General features: G+C 67.2%; 21 protein-coding genes and 1 tRNA gene. 7 read left to right on the plus strand and 15 right to left on the minus strand.

The window, feature by feature from the left end; translation table 11 throughout:
* Positions 1-42: 42 nt before the first annotated feature.
* Both AC3A5Z_RS00615 and AC3A5Z_RS00620 read right to left on the minus strand, forming a co-directional pair.
* Positions 43-118 (minus strand) — tRNA-Ala (locus AC3A5Z_RS00615).
* 92 nt (positions 119-210) lie between these two features.
* On the minus strand, positions 211-546 hold the full coding sequence (locus AC3A5Z_RS00620; protein ID WP_487517486.1) for a TIGR02300 family protein: 336 nt from the start codon (positions 544-546) through the stop codon (positions 211-213).
* 345 nt (positions 547-891) lie between these two features.
* Here AC3A5Z_RS00620 and AC3A5Z_RS00625 point away from each other — a divergent pair, with 345 nt between their 5' ends.
* The 3 genes from AC3A5Z_RS00625 to AC3A5Z_RS00635 all read left to right on the plus strand — a co-directional run bounded on the left by AC3A5Z_RS00625 (position 892) and on the right by AC3A5Z_RS00635 (position 2733).
* Positions 892-1578: a M48 family metallopeptidase gene (locus AC3A5Z_RS00625; RefSeq protein WP_487517487.1), complete on the plus strand. Its 687-nt coding sequence runs from the start codon at positions 892-894 to the stop codon at positions 1576-1578.
* A 48-nt stretch (positions 1579-1626) separates the two neighbouring features.
* Positions 1627-2277: a GntR family transcriptional regulator gene (locus AC3A5Z_RS00630; protein WP_487518604.1), complete on the plus strand. Its 651-nt coding sequence runs from the start codon at positions 1627-1629 to the stop codon at positions 2275-2277.
* A gap of 93 nt (positions 2278-2370) precedes the next feature.
* Positions 2371-2733, plus strand: coding sequence for a DUF1127 domain-containing protein (locus AC3A5Z_RS00635; RefSeq protein WP_487517488.1), 363 nt, complete (start codon positions 2371-2373; stop codon positions 2731-2733).
* A 3-nt stretch (positions 2734-2736) separates the two neighbouring features.
* On the opposite strand, the gene AC3A5Z_RS00640 is transcribed toward AC3A5Z_RS00635, so the two are convergent.
* The 13 genes from AC3A5Z_RS00640 to AC3A5Z_RS00700 form a co-directional block, all read right to left on the minus strand.
* The gene (locus AC3A5Z_RS00640) at positions 2737-3546 is read right to left on the minus strand and encodes an inositol monophosphatase family protein (protein ID WP_487517489.1); all 810 of its coding nucleotides are present in this window, start codon (positions 3544-3546) and stop codon (positions 2737-2739) included.
* Entirely contained in the window at positions 3539-4447 is a 909-nt protein-coding gene (locus tag AC3A5Z_RS00645) for a diacylglycerol/lipid kinase family protein (RefSeq protein WP_487517490.1), read from the minus strand. Before AC3A5Z_RS00645 ends, AC3A5Z_RS00640 begins: the two co-directional genes overlap by 8 nt.
* A gap of 123 nt (positions 4448-4570) precedes the next feature.
* On the minus strand, positions 4571-5347 hold the full coding sequence (locus AC3A5Z_RS00650) for a succinate dehydrogenase iron-sulfur subunit (protein ID WP_487517491.1): 777 nt from the start codon (positions 5345-5347) through the stop codon (positions 4571-4573).
* A 3-nt stretch (positions 5348-5350) separates the two neighbouring features.
* Complete coding sequence (locus AC3A5Z_RS00655) at positions 5351-5644, minus strand: hypothetical protein (protein WP_487517493.1); 294 nt, start codon at positions 5642-5644, stop codon at positions 5351-5353.
* A gap of 1 nt (position 5645) precedes the next feature.
* Entirely contained in the window at positions 5646-5960 is a 315-nt protein-coding gene (locus AC3A5Z_RS00660; protein ID WP_487517494.1) for a hypothetical protein, read from the minus strand.
* Complete coding sequence (sdhA, locus tag AC3A5Z_RS00665) at positions 5960-7762, minus strand: succinate dehydrogenase flavoprotein subunit (RefSeq protein ID WP_487517495.1); 1803 nt, start codon at positions 7760-7762, stop codon at positions 5960-5962. Before sdhA ends, AC3A5Z_RS00660 begins: the two co-directional genes overlap by 1 nt.
* Before the next feature lie 10 nt (positions 7763-7772).
* A complete protein-coding gene (locus AC3A5Z_RS00670; RefSeq protein ID WP_487517496.1) occupies positions 7773-8144 on the minus strand; it encodes a succinate dehydrogenase, hydrophobic membrane anchor protein in 372 nt (123 codons plus the stop codon).
* Positions 8145-8155: 11 nt separating this feature from the next.
* A complete protein-coding gene (gene sdhC / locus AC3A5Z_RS00675; RefSeq protein ID WP_136791069.1) occupies positions 8156-8536 on the minus strand; it encodes a succinate dehydrogenase, cytochrome b556 subunit in 381 nt (126 codons plus the stop codon).
* A gap of 215 nt (positions 8537-8751) precedes the next feature.
* Positions 8752-9783 (minus strand): MaoC family dehydratase, encoded by a 1032-nt coding sequence (locus tag AC3A5Z_RS00680; protein ID WP_487517497.1) that lies wholly within the window; start codon positions 9781-9783, stop codon positions 8752-8754.
* Positions 9784-9987, minus strand: coding sequence for a DUF1737 domain-containing protein (locus tag AC3A5Z_RS00685; protein WP_107664610.1), 204 nt, complete (start codon positions 9985-9987; stop codon positions 9784-9786).
* Complete coding sequence (locus AC3A5Z_RS00690) at positions 9984-10538, minus strand: NnrU family protein (protein WP_487517498.1); 555 nt, start codon at positions 10536-10538, stop codon at positions 9984-9986. Before AC3A5Z_RS00690 ends, AC3A5Z_RS00685 begins: the two co-directional genes overlap by 4 nt.
* A gap of 10 nt (positions 10539-10548) precedes the next feature.
* Entirely contained in the window at positions 10549-11406 is an 858-nt protein-coding gene (locus tag AC3A5Z_RS00695; protein ID WP_487517499.1) for a (3S)-malyl-CoA thioesterase, read from the minus strand.
* A gap of 84 nt (positions 11407-11490) precedes the next feature.
* Positions 11491-12240, minus strand: a complete 750-nt coding sequence (locus tag AC3A5Z_RS00700) for a sulfite exporter TauE/SafE family protein (RefSeq protein ID WP_487517500.1) — start codon at positions 12238-12240, stop codon at positions 11491-11493.
* 209 nt (positions 12241-12449) lie between these two features.
* Here AC3A5Z_RS00700 and mdh point away from each other — a divergent pair, with 209 nt between their 5' ends.
* The 4 genes from mdh (at position 12450) to sucD (ending at position 16566) form a co-directional block, all read left to right on the plus strand.
* A complete protein-coding gene (mdh, locus tag AC3A5Z_RS00705; RefSeq protein WP_136791064.1) occupies positions 12450-13412 on the plus strand; it encodes a malate dehydrogenase in 963 nt (320 codons plus the stop codon).
* 1 nt (position 13413) lies between these two features.
* Positions 13414-14301, plus strand: a complete 888-nt coding sequence (locus tag AC3A5Z_RS00710; protein WP_487517501.1) for a putative nucleotide-diphospho-sugar transferase — start codon at positions 13414-13416, stop codon at positions 14299-14301.
* Positions 14302-14483: 182 nt separating this feature from the next.
* Complete coding sequence (gene sucC / locus AC3A5Z_RS00715; protein WP_487517502.1) at positions 14484-15677, plus strand: ADP-forming succinate--CoA ligase subunit beta; 1194 nt, start codon at positions 14484-14486, stop codon at positions 15675-15677.
* A gap of 4 nt (positions 15678-15681) precedes the next feature.
* Positions 15682-16566, plus strand: coding sequence for a succinate--CoA ligase subunit alpha (gene sucD / locus AC3A5Z_RS00720; protein ID WP_444667925.1), 885 nt, complete (start codon positions 15682-15684; stop codon positions 16564-16566).
* The last annotated feature ends 11 nt before the right edge of the window (positions 16567-16577 follow it).

Raw genomic sequence — 16577 nt, forward strand, 5'->3', positions numbered from 1 at the left:
AAAGCCGCCCCGAGGGGCGGCTTTTCCGTGTCAGAAGAATTTTGGTGGAGCCAGGCGGGATCGAACCGCCGACCTCTTGAATGCCATTCAAGCGCTCTCCCAACTGAGCTATGACCCCACCGGAGTGCGAAGCATTTCGTCTTCGCTTGGGCTGTCTAGTGAACTGCGAGAGAGGGCGCAAGAGGAAAAAAGCGCCCTCCCGACAGGTTCTCAGACGTCTTCCTCGTCGCCGGCCACATCGGCCAGATCGTCGAGCGACACGTTGTCGTCGGCATCGTCTTCCAGCAGATCGTCATCGACATCCGCGTCTTCGGTCGCGCCGGTTTCCAGCAGATCGTCGTCGGTCTCCAGGTCGTCCACCAGAACGTCGTCGTCCTTTTCCGGGGCGACGCGGGCGATGACCGCGGCGACGGCCTTGCGGCGCGCGCTTTCGATGTCCACGACCTCGCCGGTGTAGGGGCTGACGATCGGGCTGCGGTTCAGGTCATAGAAGCGTTTGCCGGTCGTCGGGCAAATGCGCTTCGTGCCCCATTCTTCTTTGGGCATGGTGATCCCCTTGCAAGGCTGGCTGGTGCAGAATTGCAGTCGCTTGCCACAAGGGCGGGCGGGTGTCAAAGCCTTTCGCGGCAGGCTTGCGGGCTCGTGATGGCGGGGCCGGGCCGGCTGCGGCCGCATGGCGGGGCAGGGCGAATTTTCTGCGAAAATTCCGGGGGGCGCGTTTTCTGCGAAAACGCGGGAGGGGATCTTTCGCAGAAAGATCGTGGTGCCGAGTCTTCGCAGAAGACTCGGGCTTGGGGCTTCGGCGCGGGCCGGGCATCGCCGTTCGCGGTGTTTCGGGCTTTCGCCGCGCCGGGTTGCGGCTATTCTGCGCCTCCCGTCCCCGGAGACTTCATGCCCGTCCTGCCCGGCCCGCCCCCTGTCGAGATCACCCTGCGCCGTTCGGCGCGGACGCGGCGGTTTTCGCTGCGCGTCTCGCGGCTCGACGGGCGGGTCACCCTGTCCTTGCCGTTGGGCGCGCGCGAATCCGAGGCGATGGCCTTCGTGCGCGATCAGGAGGGCTGGCTGAGGCAGGCGCTGGCCGGGGTGCCGCAGACGGCGGTGGTGGGGCTCGGCACGCTCTTGCCGGTGGAGGGCAGACGGCTGACGATCCGCGAGGGCAAGGGGCGCTCGCCGCGGATCGAAGACGATTCGCTCCTGGTGCCGGGCGATCCGGCGCGGGTGGCGGTGCGGGTGGCGACCTTCCTGCAGGCGCGGGCGCGCGACCGGCTGGCCGAGGCCTGCGACCGGCATGCGGGGGCGCTGGGGCGGCCCTATGCGCGGCTGACGCTGCGCGACACACGCTCGCGCTGGGGCTCCTGCACCGCGGACGGGTCGCTGATGTTCTCCTGGCGGCTGATCCTCGCCCCGCCGGAGGTGCTGGACTACGTCGTGGCGCATGAGGTGGCGCATCTGGCCGAGATGAACCACTCGCCCGCCTTCTGGGCGGTGGTGCAGCGGCTGCTGCCAGGCTATGCCGCGCCGCGCCGCTGGCTGAAGACCCATGGGCAGGTGCTGCACGGCTTCCGCTTCGGCGCCTGACCGATTCTGCCATTGACCGCGCGGCAAGGCTGGTGCTTGGCTCGTGCCATGCTGATCCAGACCCGCCCTTCGGACACGACTGCCGCCGCGCATGAGCGGCTCTACCGCCATCTGCGCGCTCAGGTGATGCATGGCGAGCTGGCGCCGGGTCAGGCGCTGACTTTGCGCGGGTTGGCCAAGAGCTATGGCGTGTCGATGACGCCGGCGCGCGAGGCGGTGCGGCGGCTGGTGGCGGAGGGGGCGTTCTCGCTCTCCTCCTCGGGGCGGGTGGCGACGCCGGAGCTGACGCCGGAGCGGATCGAGGAGCTGGCGGCGATCCGGGCGCTGCTGGAGCCGGAGCTGGCGGCGCGGGCGCTGCCGCGGGCGCATTTCGCGCTGATCGACCGGCTGGCGGCGATCAACGGCGCCAATGCCGAGGCGGTCGCGAAGGGCGATGCGGTGGGCTACATCCGCACCAATCTGGAGTTCCACCGCACGCTCTATCTCCGGGCGCAGGCCCCGGCGATGCTGGCGATGGCCGAGACGGTCTGGCTGCAGCTGGGGCCGACGATGCGCGCGCTCTACGGGCGGCTCAGGCGCAACGAGCCGCCGCAGCATCACCGCATCATCCTGGCCGCGCTGCGGGCGGGGGACGAGCCGGGGCTGCGGCTGGCGGTGCGGACCGACGTGACACAGGGGCTGCGACATCTTGCCGGGTGATGGCCCGGATTTGTTGATCAGGATCATCTCTTTCAGACTTAGGTTTCGCTAGGTGAGGGGGTGAAGGCATCATTTCACTCCGAGGGACTCATCATGCTGGAACGCGTTCGCGCCATCTTCGATCATTGGCACAGGCTGCAAGAGGTGAAGGCGATGTCCGACCGGGATCTGGAGGATCTCGGCCTGACGCGCTGGCAGATGGAGCAGTTCGCCCGCATGCCGGAAAACGTCGGCGAGCGGCTGCTGCAGATGGCGCAAGTCTTCGGGCTGGAGCCGAACGACGTGCAGCATGCCTATTCGGATTACCTCGAGCTGCTGGAGGTCTGCGCCCATTGCGGGGCGCTGAAGGCCTGCAAGCGTGCCCTGGCCGATGCCGAGCATCTGGGGCCGGAGGATGTGCATTTCTGCCCGAACGCCCACACCTACGAGGAGATGGCGCGGCAGTCGGCGCAGTGAGACCTACTGGCCCAGATGCTCCAGCAGGAGCGCGGGCTCGGCATGGCCGAGGATCAGCGGGCGTTTCCAGCGGGCGAGGTCGGACGGCGCGCCGAAGCTGGTGAACTCGGCCCACGCCTCGCCCTGTTCCAGCACCCGCGCCCCGGCGATCTGGGCCAGGGCGATGCCGCCCGCCACGTCCCAGATGTTCGGGGTGTTGAAGCGGGCGGCTTCCAGCAGGCCCGCCGCCACGAAGGCGCATTCGATGGCGGCGGAGCCGGTCTTGCGCGTCTCCCACAGGCCCCAGCCCTGCACGGGTTGCGGCATGCCCACCAGACGACGGCGCACCAGCGGGTTGCGGCGCGGCTCCACCTCGACATTCTCGAACATTAGCGTACCGCCCTGCCGTCCGTGATAGACGCCGGGGCGCAGGGCATGGCTGGTGGCGCACCAGAGCGCGCCGACCACCGGCACGCCCCTGTGCAGCACGCCGATCGAGGCGGAGAACAGCGGGAAGCCGTTGACGAAATTGGCGGTGCCATCGACCGGGTCGATGGCCCAGACGTAGTCGCTGTCCTGCGGCAGTTCCTCGTCCATTTCCTCGCCGATGATGCCGTGGCTCGGGAAGATCTCGGCCAGACGGGCGCGGATCAGCTTTTCCACGCGGTCGTCCACCTCTGAGACCGGGTCGCGGTAGGGCTGGTCGGGGTCGAGCTCTTCCTTGTAGCGCACGTCGAGAATCCGGCCCAGGGCCAGGGTGATCTCGGCGCCGGCGACATTCGCCAGCTCCACCGCGATGCGTTCGATCTCTGCCAGATCCTGTTGGTCAGCCATGATGTCCTCCGCTGTCGCGCGGCACGAGAATGTCGAAGGTCCGCGACCGCGCGGTGATGGTGATAGGCGAGGGGTCGGCGGGCGGCGCCTGCAGCTTGTCGTCGATGCGCAGCGGCAGCGCGCCGTCCCAGTCGAAGCGCACCCGGCGCGCGCGCAGCACGAGACCGGGCGGGCGGCGTTTCATGTCGGACTTGAGCCAGGCCTGCATCGGCTTGCGATGCGCCTCGGTCAGGGCCAGCACGTCGAGCATTCCGTCGCCGAGATCCACCTTGGGCAACAGCGGCAGGCGCGGGCCGGCGTGGCCGTGGTTCAGCACCTCCACCGCCAGCCAGGCGTCGCAATGCGCGGTGCCGTCGAGGATCAGGCGCAACTCGCGCGGCTCCGTCGTGTCGAGCGCCGCGGAGAAGGCGCGGCGGCCGTTGGCCATGTTTTCTTCCTTGGTGCCGACCGGCTCCAGCGCCATGGTCGAGGCGAGCGCGCCGAGGCCCACGGCTTCCACCACATCGCTGCGGCCGAAGGGGCCGGCGGTGCAGCCGATATCGAAAGGCCGCACGGCGGCGTCGCGCAGGTTGGCCATCAGCGCCTCGGGCTCGCCGATGAGGCCGAGCGAGGTGGCGGTGTTGTTGGCGGTGCCGAGCGGGATGATCGCCACCGGGGCGGAGCGGTCGGGCAGGCGGCGCAGCATCTTGCCGACGCTGCCGTCGCCGCCCGCCAGAACATAGAGATCGGCGGGCAGGGCCAGAACCTCGGCCACGTTCGGCGCCTTGGTCGAGGTGGCGGTGACGGTGAAGCCCTGTGCCTGCAGCAGGCGTTCCAGCGCGTTACGCTGGTGGTCGCCTTCGCCCGCGCCGGGGTTGTGCAGCAGGGTGGCAAGACCGCCGCGGCGGGGAAGAATGGTCATGTCGGGCCGTCTCCTCGATCCGGGCTGGAGTGCCGGGGCTGAGGGTAACGGCTGGATGCGGCAGGTGTTCCGCAACGAAAAAGGCGCGCCACGGGGGCACGCCTTTGCCGGGGGTCGGGCCGGTCAGATGACCCGTTCGACCATCATCTTCTTGATCTCGGCAATCGCCTTCGCCGGGTTCAGACCCTTCGGGCAGGTCTTGGCGCAGTTCATGATCGTGTGGCAGCGGTAGAGCTTGAACGGGTCTTCCAGCGCATCCAGCCGCTCGGGCGTCGCCTCGTCGCGGCTGTCGATGATCCAGCGGTAGGCATGCAGCAGCGCGGCCGGGCCGAGGTAGCGGTCGCCGTTCCACCAGTAGCTCGGGCAGGAGGTGGAGCAGCAAGCGCACATCACGCATTCGTAGAGACCGTCGAGCTTTTCGCGGTCCTCGATCGCCTGACGCCATTCCTTCGCCGGCTTCACCGTCTTGGTTTCGAGCCACGGCATGATCGAGGCATGCTGGGCGTAGAACAGGGTGAGGTCGGGGATGAGATCCTTGATCACCGGCAGGTGCGGCAGCGGATAGATCTTCACATCGCCCTTCACCTCGTCCAGCCCGTAGATGCAGGCCAGCGTGTTGATGCCGTCGATGTTCATGGCGCAGGAGCCGCAGATGCCCTCGCGGCAGGAGCGGCGGAAGGTCAGCGTCGGGTCGATCTCGTTCTTGATCTTGATGAGCGCGTCGAGAACCATCGGGCCGCACTTGTCCATGTCGACGAAATAGGTGTCGACCCGCGGGTTCTCGTCGTCATCCGGGCTCCAGCGGTAGATCTGGAACTTGCGGACATTGGTGCCGTCGGGCTTCGGCCAGGTCTTGCCGGTGCGGACCTTGGAGTTCTTCGGGAGCGTGAGCTGGACCATGGGTTATCCCTTCAAGTCTGTGCGGGAATAGAACGGCTGCGTGGGGGGCAGGCCGGTTTTCTGGAAGACGCAGGAGTCGAAGACTGCGGAAGGGTCGCGACCCATGAGGAAGTCGGAAGAAACCTCGAGCCTCAGCCGGGCGCCGCCGCCGCCATTGCTGTTGGCACCGACGCCGACCTCGCCGCGCGGTTGCTGGGCAAGGCGGGCGCGCTCGTAGCACTGACGCTCGGCCTGCTGCATCGTGACCGGGCCGCAGGCGGCCAGCAGGAGCAGCAGGACGGAAGCCGCGAGCCGCATCTCAGCCCCGCAGCAGCGGCAGGCCGCTGTTCAGGACGCATTGCTGCGTTGCCGGGCGCTGCGCCACGGTCAGAACGGTCTGCACGGTGAGCGTGCCGGCACGGGTGCCGACATCGCGGGCGAGCGAGGAGATCTCGGCAGCGCTGGCGTTGTCGATGATGCAGAGCGTGACACCCTCGGCGGCGGGGCCGGGCATGTATTGCTGCACCACCGGCAGGACGACCGTCCGCGCGGCCCGGCGCGCCACGTCATCGGCCACGGCCTGCGGGCTGCAGGCCGCGACGGTCAGCGCGAGGATCAGGGCCGCGCCGCGCATCAGTAGACCCGGGCTTTCGGCGCGATCTTCTTCAGATCGATCCCGCCCTCGGCATGGGTGGTCAGCGGGTCGAGGTGCACCGGGCGGTTGCCCAGCGTGACCTTGGTCCCGTCGACCCAGGCGAGGCTGTGCACGCGCCAGTTCTCGTCGTCGCGGTTCGGGTAATCCTCATGCGCATGGGCGCCGCGGCTTTCCTTGCGGGCTTCGGCGGCGACGATCGTGGTCAGCGCGTTCGGCATCAGGTTGCCCAGCTCCAGCGTCTCCATCAGGTCCGAGTTCCAGATGAGGCTGCGGTCGGTCACTTTCAAGTCGGCCATCTTGCCGGCGATGGCGGTCATCTTCTCGACGCCTTCGGCCAGCGTCTTGTCGGTGCGGAAGACGGCGGCGTCGGCCTGCATGGTCTTCTGCATCTCGAGCCGCAGCTCCGGCGTCGGGATCGCGCCGTTGGCGTGGCGCATGGCGTCGAAGCGGCCGAGGATCTGGTCGATCTGGCCCTTCGGCACCGCCGGCTGGAACTCGTGCGGGCTGACGATCTCGCCGGCGCGGATCGCGGCGGCGCGGCCGAAGACCACGAGGTCGATCAGCGAGTTGGAGCCGAGGCGGTTCGCGCCATGCACCGAGGCGCAGCCGGCCTCGCCCACGGCCATCAGGCCGGGGAAGACCGCATCGGGGTTGCCCGGCGTCGGGTTCAGCACCTCGCCGAAGTAGTTCGTCGGGATGCCGCCCATGTTGTAATGCACCGTCGGCAGAACCGGGATCGGCTCCTTGTGCAGGTCGACGCCGGCGAAGATGCGGGCCGATTCCGAGATGCCGGGCAGGCGCAGCGCCAGCGTTTCCGGCGGCAGGTGGTTCAGGTGCAGGTGGATGTGGTCGCCATGCTCGCCCACGCCACGGCCTTCGCGGATCTCCATGGTCATGCAGCGCGAGACGACGTCACGGCTGGCCAGATCCTTGTAGGTCGGGGCGTAGCGTTCCATGAAGCGCTCGCCGTTGGAGTTGGTGAGATACCCACCTTCGCCGCGCGCGCCCTCGGTGATCAGGCAGCCCGAGCCGTAGATGCCGGTCGGGTGGAACTGCACGAACTCCATGTCCTGCAGGGGCAGCCCGGCGCGGGCCACCATGCCGTTGCCGTCGCCGGTGCAGGTATGGGCCGAGGTCGCCGAGAAATAGGCGCGGCCGTAGCCGCCGGTGGCGAGCACGGTCATCTTGGCGTTGAAGACGTGGATCGTGCCGTCGTCGAGCTTCCAGGCCACGACGCCGGTGCAGCGCCCGTCCTGCATGATCAGGTCGAGGGCGAAGTATTCGATGAAGAACTCGGCGTTGTGCTTGAGGCTCTGGCCGTAAAGCGTGTGCAGGATGGCGTGGCCGGTGCGGTCGGCGGCGGCGCAGGTGCGCTGCACGGGCGGGCCTTCGCCGAATTCGGTGGTGTGGCCGCCGAAGGGCCGCTGGTAGATCTTGCCCTGTTCGGTGCGCGAGAAGGGCACGCCGTAATGTTCGAGCTCGTAGACCGCCTTGGGCGCCTCGCGGGCGAGATATTCCATGGCGTCGGTGTCGCCGAGCCAGTCGGAGCCCTTCACCGTGTCATACATGTGCCACTGCCAGCTGTCCGGCCCCATGTTGGACAGCGAGGCGGCGATGCCGCCCTGCGCCGCGACGGTGTGGCTGCGGGTCGGGAAGACCTTGGTCACGCAGGCGGTGCGCAGACCCTGTTCGGCCATGCCCAGCGTCGCGCGCAGACCGGCGCCGCCGGCACCGACCACGACGACGTCATAGTCATGCGTCTCGTATTCATAAGCTGCCATTGTTCGTCCCTCAGAGTGCGATCTTCGCGAGGGCGAAGAGCCCGATCGCGGCGACGCCATAGGCGAAAGATTGTGCGCAGATCACCAGCAGGCGGCGGGTGACGCCCTGCCAGTAATCCTCGATCATCACGGTGGAGCCCTCGGCGAAGTGGCGCATGCCGAAGAACAGCACGAGGCCCGAGAGGATTGCGTTGAACGGGTGCGAGAAGATCTCGAGCACGGCGTCGCGGCCCTGACCGACGGCGGTGCCGAAGATGTAGATGAAGATCGGGACCAGAACGGCGAGGCCGACGGCGCTGACCATCATGTACCAGTGCCGGTCGGTGCCGTGATGGGCGGCACCCATGCCTTCGGCGCGTTTGCGGGCGGTGATGTAACGCATGGCGCTTCCCCTCAGATGACGATGATCGTGAGGATGGTCAGCACGACCGATCCGATGATGCAGGCCCAGCCGAGCTTTTCGGCGGTCTCGATCTCCAGCCCGTTGCCGGTATCCCAGTAGAGGTGACGCAGGCCGGCGAGGTAGTGGTACCAGAGCGCCCAAACCGAGAGGGTCAGCACCAGATCGCCGAACCACGAGGTCAGCACCCAGTCGGCGGTCTCGAAGGCCTCGGGGCTGAGCGCCGCGGCCAGGAGCCACCAGACGACCAGCATCGTGCCGACGATCAGCCCGTTGCCGGTGATCCGGGTGAGGATCGAGGTCGTCGAAGTGAGCTGGGGGCGGTAAATCTGAATATGGGGGGAAAGGGGCCGTGCCCGTTTCGTCTCAGCCATGATCGTTCCCTTTCGCTAGCGTGCCCGCGGATCGACCGGCGGACGGCTGTCTTGCCTGCGTCATAACGTGTTTTTCGCCCAAGTCACGGGGTGCTTCCCGTGCATATGCGGCAAAAGCCGGTAGGCGCCACAAAAAATTCGGAAACGTGATCACAATATTTCCGCCTGTGATCACATGTTTGCGCAAGCAGCTTGGCCTGCGCCGGGTAGGGGACTCAGCGGGGCATCAGCGCCCAATAGTCGAGGTCGAGCAGCACGCCGGGGCGGTATTTGCCGTCTTCGGCCCGGAGCGCGAAGGGCTCGGCGCCATGCCGGACCGCGACCAGACGCAGCCGGATCGCGCCGACGCCGGGGGCCGGTGTCTCGGCCTTGTCGAGCACCTCGGACCAGGCGCGGACCGTGTCGCCGGCGAAGCAGGGATTGGCATGGGCGCCCGCGTTCAGCGCGACGATCATCTGCGCATTCGCCAGCCCGTTGAAGCTGAGCGCCCGGGCGAGGCTGATGACATGGCCGCCGTAGATCAGCCGCTTGCCGTCGGCGCGGTGGGTGGCGTCGAAATGCACCTTCGCGGTGTTCTGCCAGAGCCGGGTCGCCAGCATGTGCTCGGCTTCCTCGATGGTGACGCCATCGACATGGTCGATCTGCTCGCCCACGGCATAGTCGCCCCAGCGGTGCGGCTCGCCCGCCAGAGCGAATTCGTAACGGCTGAAGTCGAGCCCCGCCGGGATCGGCAGCGTGTCGGGCGCGACGGTCTGCGCCAGCGTCGGGATCACCGGCTCGGGCGCCGGGGCGTCGAGCCGGGATTTGCGCACCATGACCCAGCGGACATAGTCCAGCACCAGCTCGTCACGCTGGTTCAGCCCACGGGTGCGGACATAGACCACGCCGGAGGTGCCGTTGGAGTTCTCTTTCAGCCCGATCACCGTGCTTTCGGAGCGCAGCGTGTCGCCGGGCCAGACCGGCAGGTGCCAGCGGCCCTCGGCATAGCCGAGGTTGGCGACGGCGTTCAGGCTGATGTCGGGGACGGTCTTGCCGAAGACCAGATGGAAGGCCGCAAGATCGTCGATCGGCGCGGCGGGCAGGCCGCAGGCGCGGGCGAATTCGTCGGAGGAAGAAAGCGCGTGCCGGGCCGGGTAGAGCGCGTGGTAGAGCGCGCGCTCGCCGCCGGAGACGGTGCGCGGGACGGCGTGGGCAATGGTTTCACCCAGCCTGTAGTCTTCAAAGAACCGTCCCGCGCCTGTCTTCATTCAGTGGTCTCCGAGTTTGGTGTCCGGCGTGTAGGTGCCTGCCGCGTCCTTCACCACCGCCTGACCGCAGCGCATGACACCCTTGGCGGCGTCATAGGCGTAGGTCGGGTCGCCATGCAGGTGCCAGCCCTTGTTCAGCGCGGCAGTGACCTTGTGGCAGAAGGCGGAGGTGTCGTCTTCGGTCAGGAAGCGGTAGAGTTTCATGCGGTGGTTCCGAGGAAGGGGTTGTGGCCAAGCAGGATGTGAATGCCTGCGATCAACCCATACATCACCAGCGAAATGGCGACGAGGGCGCCATCCCGCTTTATACCGCCCGAGGCGGGCCGAACCCATGTGTCCTGCCGGTTGATCAGCGCCACCTCGACCAGAGCCCAGATGCCGAGGCCGCCGAAGAGGATCAGCGAGGCGAGATCGCCGTTCACCAGCAGGTGCGCGACGGCCCAGAGGGTGAAACCGTAGAGCTGCGGGTGGCGGATCTTGGTCCAGAGCCAGCCCTTGGCCATGCCCGCGCCGAAGACGATCAGCGCGATCACCATCAGCAGGTTGTTGAAATGCCAGAAGCCGGGTCCGGTGGCATAGAGCACCGGGCTTTCCCAGCCGCGGTAGCCGATGACCATCAGCACGACGGAGACGACCAGCAGGATGGCCGCGACGCCCTTGAACTTCTCGCCCAGCGGGCGGCGCGCTTCGGGGGCGACGCGTTTGAACAGGTGGACGGCGACCCAGAGGGCGACACCGAGGATCAACAGCAACATGGCTAGCCTCTCAGCTTGCGGAAAACGCGGCAATCGCCTCGGCTTTGGCCAGAGTCTGCCGCGCGGTCACGATATGCAGGTTCTCGACGATCTTTCCATCCACGACCGCCACGCCAAGCCCTTGTTTTTCCGCCTCCTCGAATGCGGCTATCTGGCGCAGCGCCAGCGAGATCTCGGACTCGGAGGGGGAGAAGGCGGCATTTGCGATCTCGAGCTGGGCCGGGTGGATCAGGGTCTTGCCGTCGAAGCCCATGTCGCGGCCCTGTTCGCATTCGAGCCGCAGGCCGTGGTCATCCTTGAAGGCGTTGTAGACGCCATCGACGATGGTCAGCCCATGCGCCCGCGCCGCCAAGAGGCAGAGCCCGAGCCCGGCCTGCATCGCCAGCCGGTCGGGGCGGAAGCGGGCGCCGAGCTCCTTGGCCAGATCGTTGGTGCCCATCACCATGCCGGTGAGCCGCGGATGCGCAGCGATGGCGGCGGCGTTCAGCATCGCGAGCGGCGTTTCCATCATCGCCCAGAGCGGCAGGTCGGGAATCTCTGCCGCCACCGCCTCGACATCGGCGGGGGAGGAGACCTTGGGGATCAGGATCGCATCCGCCTTGGCGCCCGCGAAGGCGGCGATGTCGGCGGCCCCCCAGGGGCTGTCGAGCCCGTTCAGCCGGACGATGCGGAAGCGGTGACCGTAATCGGCAGTGTCCAGCGTCTGGGCCAGAAGGCTGCGGGCGTGGTCCTTCTCGTCGGGCGAGACGGCATCCTCGAGGTCGAAGATGATGGCGTCGGTCGGCAGGCCACGGGCCTTCTCCAGCGCCCGCTCCTTGGAGCCGGGGATGTAGAGCACCGAACGGAAGGGGTGGGCAGCCTGCGCCATGATTCTCTCCCAAGCAATTTTCTTTCACTTGGGACCACATTCGCGGCACATTCGGCAAGCCCCGATTTGCCGCAGCGCAGAAACTCAGCCGAGCACTGTCGCTCCGGCCTGCCAGATCAGCCGCAGCGAGATGGCGAGCAGCGCCCAGACCACGACCCGGAAGAAGAGGGCGGTCGGCACGATCCGCACCAGCCGGACCCCGGCCAGGACGGCGAGCGACGCGGGGATGCAGAGGGCGGCGGCGATGCCCAGATTGTCGAGCGAGAGCTGGCCGAGCGCGTAGTAGGGGACCAGCTTGATCGCGTTGATATAGGCGAAGAGGATCGTCGAGGTGCCGGCGAAGACCATCTTGTCGAGCTTCAGCGGCAGGACATAGACCTGATAGGGCGGGGCGCCTGCGTGGCTGACGAAGCTGGTGAAGCCGGTGAGCGCGCCCCAGAACAGGCCGGGCGCCACCTTGGCCTCGCGCTGCGGCGGCGTGGAACGGCGCAGCAGCATGTTGGCGGCGAAACTCGCGCCGATGAGCCCGATCAGCCCGCCGACCACCGTCTCGGGCACGACATGGGCGGTCGCCCAGCCGAAGCCGACGCCGATCGTGGCGCCGGGGATCAGGATCGCCAGCACCCGGGGCGAGAAGGCGCGGCGGTAGGCGTAGAGGCCGAAGAGGTCGGAGACGACGTAGATCGGCAGCAGCAGCCCCGCCGCCGTCACCGGCGAGATCACCAGCGACAGGAGCGGCACGCTGAGGATGCCGACGACGGGCAGGCCGCCCTTGCTCAGCCCGACGAACATCGAGGCGACGACCGCCAGTGCCCAGAACTCCACGCCTTCCATCCGACCCTTCCCGAATCACTTGGGCGCCTCCGCGGTATGCAATCGGATACCGCGGAGCCCGTGCCATCCCGGCACCGGCGCCGCTTTAGCGCAAACATCCAGAAAGAAACAGGTCTCGCGCGGGTTGTCGGCTTGTGGCGCTTGCGTGGCAGACTGCGAAGGTCTACCCATCCCGCGACATTTCCCATGCAATGACCCGGAGTATTCCCATGGCCAGACCCAAGATTGCGCTGATCGGTGCAGGGCAGATCGGCGGCACGCTCGCCCATCTCGCCGCGATCAAGGAACTCGGCGACGTGATCCTGTTCGACATCGCCGAAGGCACCCCGCAGGGCAAGGCGCTGGACATCGCCCAGTCGGGTCCGTCCGAGGGCTTCGATGCCGTGATGAAGGGCGCCAACTCCTACGAGGAGATCGCGGGCGCCGATGTCTGCATCGTCACCGCCGGCGTGCCGCGCAAGCCGGGCATGAGCCGCGACGACCTTCTGGGGATCAACCTCAAGGTCATGAAATCGGTTGGCGAGGGCATCGCCGCCCATGCGCCGAACGCCTTCGTGATCTGCATCACCAACCCGCTCGACGCGATGGTCTGGGCGCTGCGCGAATTCTCCGGCCTGCCGCACCACATGGTCGTCGGCATGGCGGGCGTGCTCGACTCGGCGCGCTTCCGGCACTTCCTGTCGGTCGAGTTCAACGTCTCGATGCGCGACGTGACGGCCTTCGTGCTGGGCGGCCATGGCGACACGATGGTGCCGCTGGTGCGCTACTCCACCGTCGGCGGCGTGCCGCTGCCGGATCTGGTCGAGATGGGCTGGACCACGCAGGAGAAGCTGGACGGCATCGTGCAGCGCACCCGTGACGGCGGGGCCGAGATCGTCGGTCTGCTGAAGACCGGCTCGGCCTTCTATGCGCCCGCGACCTCGGCCATCGAGATGGCGGAAGCCTTCCTCAAGGACCAGAAGCGCCTTCTGCCCTGCGCCGCCTATGTCGATGGCGCGCTGGGGCTGAACGGGATGTATGTCGGCGTGCCGACCATCATCGGCGCCGGCGGGATCGAGCGGATCGTCGACATCAAGCTGAACGCCGACGAGCAGGCGATGTTCGACAAGTCGGTCGATGCGGTGAAGGGCCTCGTCGCCGCCTGCAAGGGCATCGACGCCTCGCTGGCCTGAGATGACCGACCGGGGGTTCGTCTACGCCGCCACGGGACGCGACTTCGTGACGCTGGCGCGGCGCTCTGCACGGGCGCTGCGCCGGGTCCATCCCGAGGCCGAGATCGACCTCTTCTGCGATGAAGACCTGGAGGATCCGGTGTTCAACCGGGTCCACCGACTGGAGCGGGTCTCGCGCCGCCCCAAGATGGAGGCGCTGCTGCGCAGCCGCTTCGAGCGCACGCTCTACATGGATGCCGACACGATGGTGGTGGCGCCGGTGGAGGACATGTTCGACGTGCTCGAACAGTTCGATATCGCCCTGACCGCCGAACAGCGCCGCAACGACGACCGCAGCGTGGCGCAACTGCCCGAGGCGCCTGTGCCTGTGGCCTTTCCGGTGATGAACGGCGGGCTGATCGCGCTGCGCCGCAATGTGCGCACGACGCGCTTCATCACCGACTGGCAGACCTGGGTGCACGAGCGGCAGCAGAAGTTCGACCAGCCCTCGCTGCGCGCTCTGCTCTACCGCTCCGACCTGCGGATGCATGTGCTGCCGCCCGAATACAACGTGATGTTCTTCGGCCCCTTCATGCGGCTGGGGCCCGCCTTCACCGCGCCGCGCATCCTGCATCAGCCGCTTCTGCACCAGAACCCGGTGGGCGACCCCACGACCCCGCTGGGGGTGGGCGACATGCTGACCGAGCCGCAGATCGTGCAGTTGAACCAGCTGCTCTGCACCGACCAGACGCTGCCCTATTTCCGGGCGCTGCTGGCGGCAGGCGGGGCGTCGAAGATGGCCAGCGTGCTGCCCGACTGGCTGCAGCCAACGCCCGAAGCGGGGCGGAACCTCAAGCTGCCGAGCCCGTGGCGGGTGCGGCTGCGCGACTGGCTGCGCCGCCCGATCTGAGGGCTGAGTCGCGGCGGATTTCCTTGCGTTTCAACAGGCCATGCGCTTGTGATCACAGTTTTCGGGCGTGTGATCACAAAAGTCGGATTTCTCGGCCAAAAGGCGCCTGAGACGAAAAAGCCGTTTTGAACCTGCCTCTTTCCATGCCATTACGCCCCAAATCATCAGCGATGGGACAGTCCATGAACATCCATGAATACCAGGCCAAGGCGCTTCTGCGCAGCTACGGCGCGCCGGTGTCTGACGGCCGGGTCGTGCTGAAAGCCGAGGAAGCGAAGACCGCCGCGGGCGAACTCGACGGCCCGCTCTGGGTCGTGAAGGCGCAGATCCACGCGGGCGGCCGCGGCAAGGGCAGCTTCAAGGAGCCCGAAGCCGGCGAGAAGGGCGGCGTGCGTCTGGCCAAGTCGGTCGGCGAGGCGGCCGAGCTGGCCAAGCAGATGCTGGGCCGCACGCTGGTCACCCACCAGACCGGCCCGGCCGGCAAGCAGGTGAACCGCATCTACATCGAGGACGGTTCGGACATCGCGCGCGAGCTCTACCTCGCGCTGCTGGTGGACCGCCAGACCAGCCGCATCTCCTTCGTCGTCTCGACCGAGGGCGGCATGGACATCGAGGAAGTCGCGGCCCATACGCCCGACAAGATCCTCAGCTTCTCCGTCGATCCGGCCTCGGGCCTGTCCGATTTCCACGGCCGCCGCGTCGCCTTCGCCCTCGGGCTGGAAGGCGGGCAGGTCAAGCAATGCGTCGGGCTGATCAAGCTGCTCTACAAGGCCTTCGTCGAGAAGGACATGGAGATGCTGGAGATCAACCCGCTGATCGTCACCCCGGCGGGCGAGATCAAGGTGCTGGACGCCAAGGTGTCGTTCGACGGCAATGCGCTCTACCGCCATCAGGACATCATCGCGCTGCGTGACGAGACCGAGGAAGACCCCAAGGAGCTCGCCGCCTCGAAGTTCGACCTGAACTACATCGCGCTCGACGGCGAGATCGGTTGCATGGTGAACGGCGCGGGTCTGGCTATGGCCACGATGGACATCATCAAGCTCTACGGTGCCGAGCCGGCGAACTTCCTCGACGTGGGCGGCGGGGCGACGAAGGAGAAGGTGACGGAAGCCTTCAAGATCATCACCTCGGACCCGAACGTGAAGGGCATCCTCGTCAACATCTTCGGCGGGATCATGCGCTGCGACATCATCGCCGAAGGCGTTCTCGCCGCGGTGCGCGAGGTCGGTCTGCAGGTGCCGCTGGTCGTGCGTCTGGAAGGCACCAACGTGGAGCTGGGCAAGGAAATCATCCGCAACTCCGGTCTGAACGTCATCGTCGGGGACAACCTCTCGGATGCCGCGCAGAAAATTGTCAAAGCGGTGAAGGGATAATCCGATGGCCGTCCTCGTAAACGAAAACACTCTCGTCATCTGCCAGGGCATCACCGGCAGCCAGGGCACCTTCCACTCGGAGCAGGCCATCGCCTACGGGACCAAGATGGTCGGCGGCGTGACCCCGGGCAAGGGTGGCTCGACCCATCTCGACCTGCCGGTCTTCAACTCGGTGCACGAGGCGCGCCATGTGACCGGGGCCAATGCCTCGGTGATCTACGTGCCGCCGCCCTTCGCCGCCGACTCGATCCTCGAGGCGATCGACGCCGAGATGGAGCTGATCGTCTGCATCACCGAAGGCATCCCGGTCTTGGACATGATGCGGGTGAAGCGCGCGCTCGAAGGCTCGAAGTCGCGGCTGATCGGGCCGAACTGCCCCGGCGTCATCACGCCCGACGCCTGCAAGATCGGCATCATGCCGGGCCATATCCACAAGCGCGGCTCGGTGGGTGTTGTTTCGCGCTCGGGCACGCTTACCTATGAGGCCGTGAAACAGACGACGGATCTCGGGCTCGGCCAGTCTTCGGCCGTGGGTATTGGCGGCGACCCGATCAAGGGGACCGAGCATATCGACGTGCTCGAGATGTTCCTCGCCGATCCGGAAACCACCTCGATCATCATGATCGGCGAGATCGGCGGCTCGGCCGAAGAGGAAGCCGCGCAGTTCCTGGCCGACGAGAAGAAGCGCGGCCGCTGGAAGCCGACCGCAGGCTTCATCGCGGGCCGCACCGCGCCGAAGGGCCGTCGCATGGGCCATGCCGGGGCCATCGTGGCTGGCGGCAAGGGCGATGCGGAATCGAAGATCGAGGCGATGAAGAGCGCCGGGATCATCGTGGCCGACAGCCCGGCGCATCTCGGCGAAGCCGTCATGAAAGCCATCGGCAAGTAATCCAATCCTAA

The sequence above is a fragment of the Cereibacter sp. Soil_C_27 genome (genome assembly GCF_057657095.1).

What these genes read in the sequence shown, in the direction of transcription:
- AC3A5Z_RS00620 (WP_487517486.1), bottom strand. Translation starts at nt 546, where the DNA reads ATGCCCAAAGAAGAATGGGGCACGAAGCGCATTTGCCCGACGACCGGC.
- AC3A5Z_RS00625 (WP_487517487.1), top strand. Translation starts at nt 892, where the DNA reads ATGCCCGTCCTGCCCGGCCCGCCCCCTGTCGAGATCACCCTGCGCCGT.
- AC3A5Z_RS00630 (WP_487518604.1), top strand. Translation starts at nt 1,627, where the DNA reads ATGCTGATCCAGACCCGCCCTTCGGACACGACTGCCGCCGCGCATGAG.
- AC3A5Z_RS00635 (WP_487517488.1), top strand. Translation starts at nt 2,371, where the DNA reads ATGCTGGAACGCGTTCGCGCCATCTTCGATCATTGGCACAGGCTGCAA.
- AC3A5Z_RS00640 (WP_487517489.1), bottom strand. Translation starts at nt 3,546, where the DNA reads ATGGCTGACCAACAGGATCTGGCAGAGATCGAACGCATCGCGGTGGAG.
- AC3A5Z_RS00645 (WP_487517490.1), bottom strand. Translation starts at nt 4,447, where the DNA reads ATGACCATTCTTCCCCGCCGCGGCGGTCTTGCCACCCTGCTGCACAAC.
- AC3A5Z_RS00650 (WP_487517491.1), bottom strand. Translation starts at nt 5,347, where the DNA reads ATGGTCCAGCTCACGCTCCCGAAGAACTCCAAGGTCCGCACCGGCAAG.
- AC3A5Z_RS00655 (WP_487517493.1), bottom strand. Translation starts at nt 5,644, where the DNA reads ATGCGGCTCGCGGCTTCCGTCCTGCTGCTCCTGCTGGCCGCCTGCGGC.
- AC3A5Z_RS00660 (WP_487517494.1), bottom strand. Translation starts at nt 5,960, where the DNA reads ATGCGCGGCGCGGCCCTGATCCTCGCGCTGACCGTCGCGGCCTGCAGC.
- sdhA (WP_487517495.1), bottom strand. Translation starts at nt 7,762, where the DNA reads ATGGCAGCTTATGAATACGAGACGCATGACTATGACGTCGTCGTGGTC.
- AC3A5Z_RS00670 (WP_487517496.1), bottom strand. Translation starts at nt 8,144, where the DNA reads ATGCGTTACATCACCGCCCGCAAACGCGCCGAAGGCATGGGTGCCGCC.
- sdhC (WP_136791069.1), bottom strand. Translation starts at nt 8,536, where the DNA reads ATGGCTGAGACGAAACGGGCACGGCCCCTTTCCCCCCATATTCAGATT.
- AC3A5Z_RS00680 (WP_487517497.1), bottom strand. Translation starts at nt 9,783, where the DNA reads ATGAAGACAGGCGCGGGACGGTTCTTTGAAGACTACAGGCTGGGTGAA.
- AC3A5Z_RS00685 (WP_107664610.1), bottom strand. Translation starts at nt 9,987, where the DNA reads ATGAAACTCTACCGCTTCCTGACCGAAGACGACACCTCCGCCTTCTGC.
- AC3A5Z_RS00690 (WP_487517498.1), bottom strand. Translation starts at nt 10,538, where the DNA reads ATGTTGCTGTTGATCCTCGGTGTCGCCCTCTGGGTCGCCGTCCACCTG.
- AC3A5Z_RS00695 (WP_487517499.1), bottom strand. Translation starts at nt 11,406, where the DNA reads ATGGCGCAGGCTGCCCACCCCTTCCGTTCGGTGCTCTACATCCCCGGC.
- AC3A5Z_RS00700 (WP_487517500.1), bottom strand. Translation starts at nt 12,240, where the DNA reads ATGGAAGGCGTGGAGTTCTGGGCACTGGCGGTCGTCGCCTCGATGTTC.
- mdh (WP_136791064.1), top strand. Translation starts at nt 12,450, where the DNA reads ATGGCCAGACCCAAGATTGCGCTGATCGGTGCAGGGCAGATCGGCGGC.
- AC3A5Z_RS00710 (WP_487517501.1), top strand. Translation starts at nt 13,414, where the DNA reads ATGACCGACCGGGGGTTCGTCTACGCCGCCACGGGACGCGACTTCGTG.
- sucC (WP_487517502.1), top strand. Translation starts at nt 14,484, where the DNA reads ATGAACATCCATGAATACCAGGCCAAGGCGCTTCTGCGCAGCTACGGC.
- sucD (WP_444667925.1), top strand. Translation starts at nt 15,682, where the DNA reads ATGGCCGTCCTCGTAAACGAAAACACTCTCGTCATCTGCCAGGGCATC.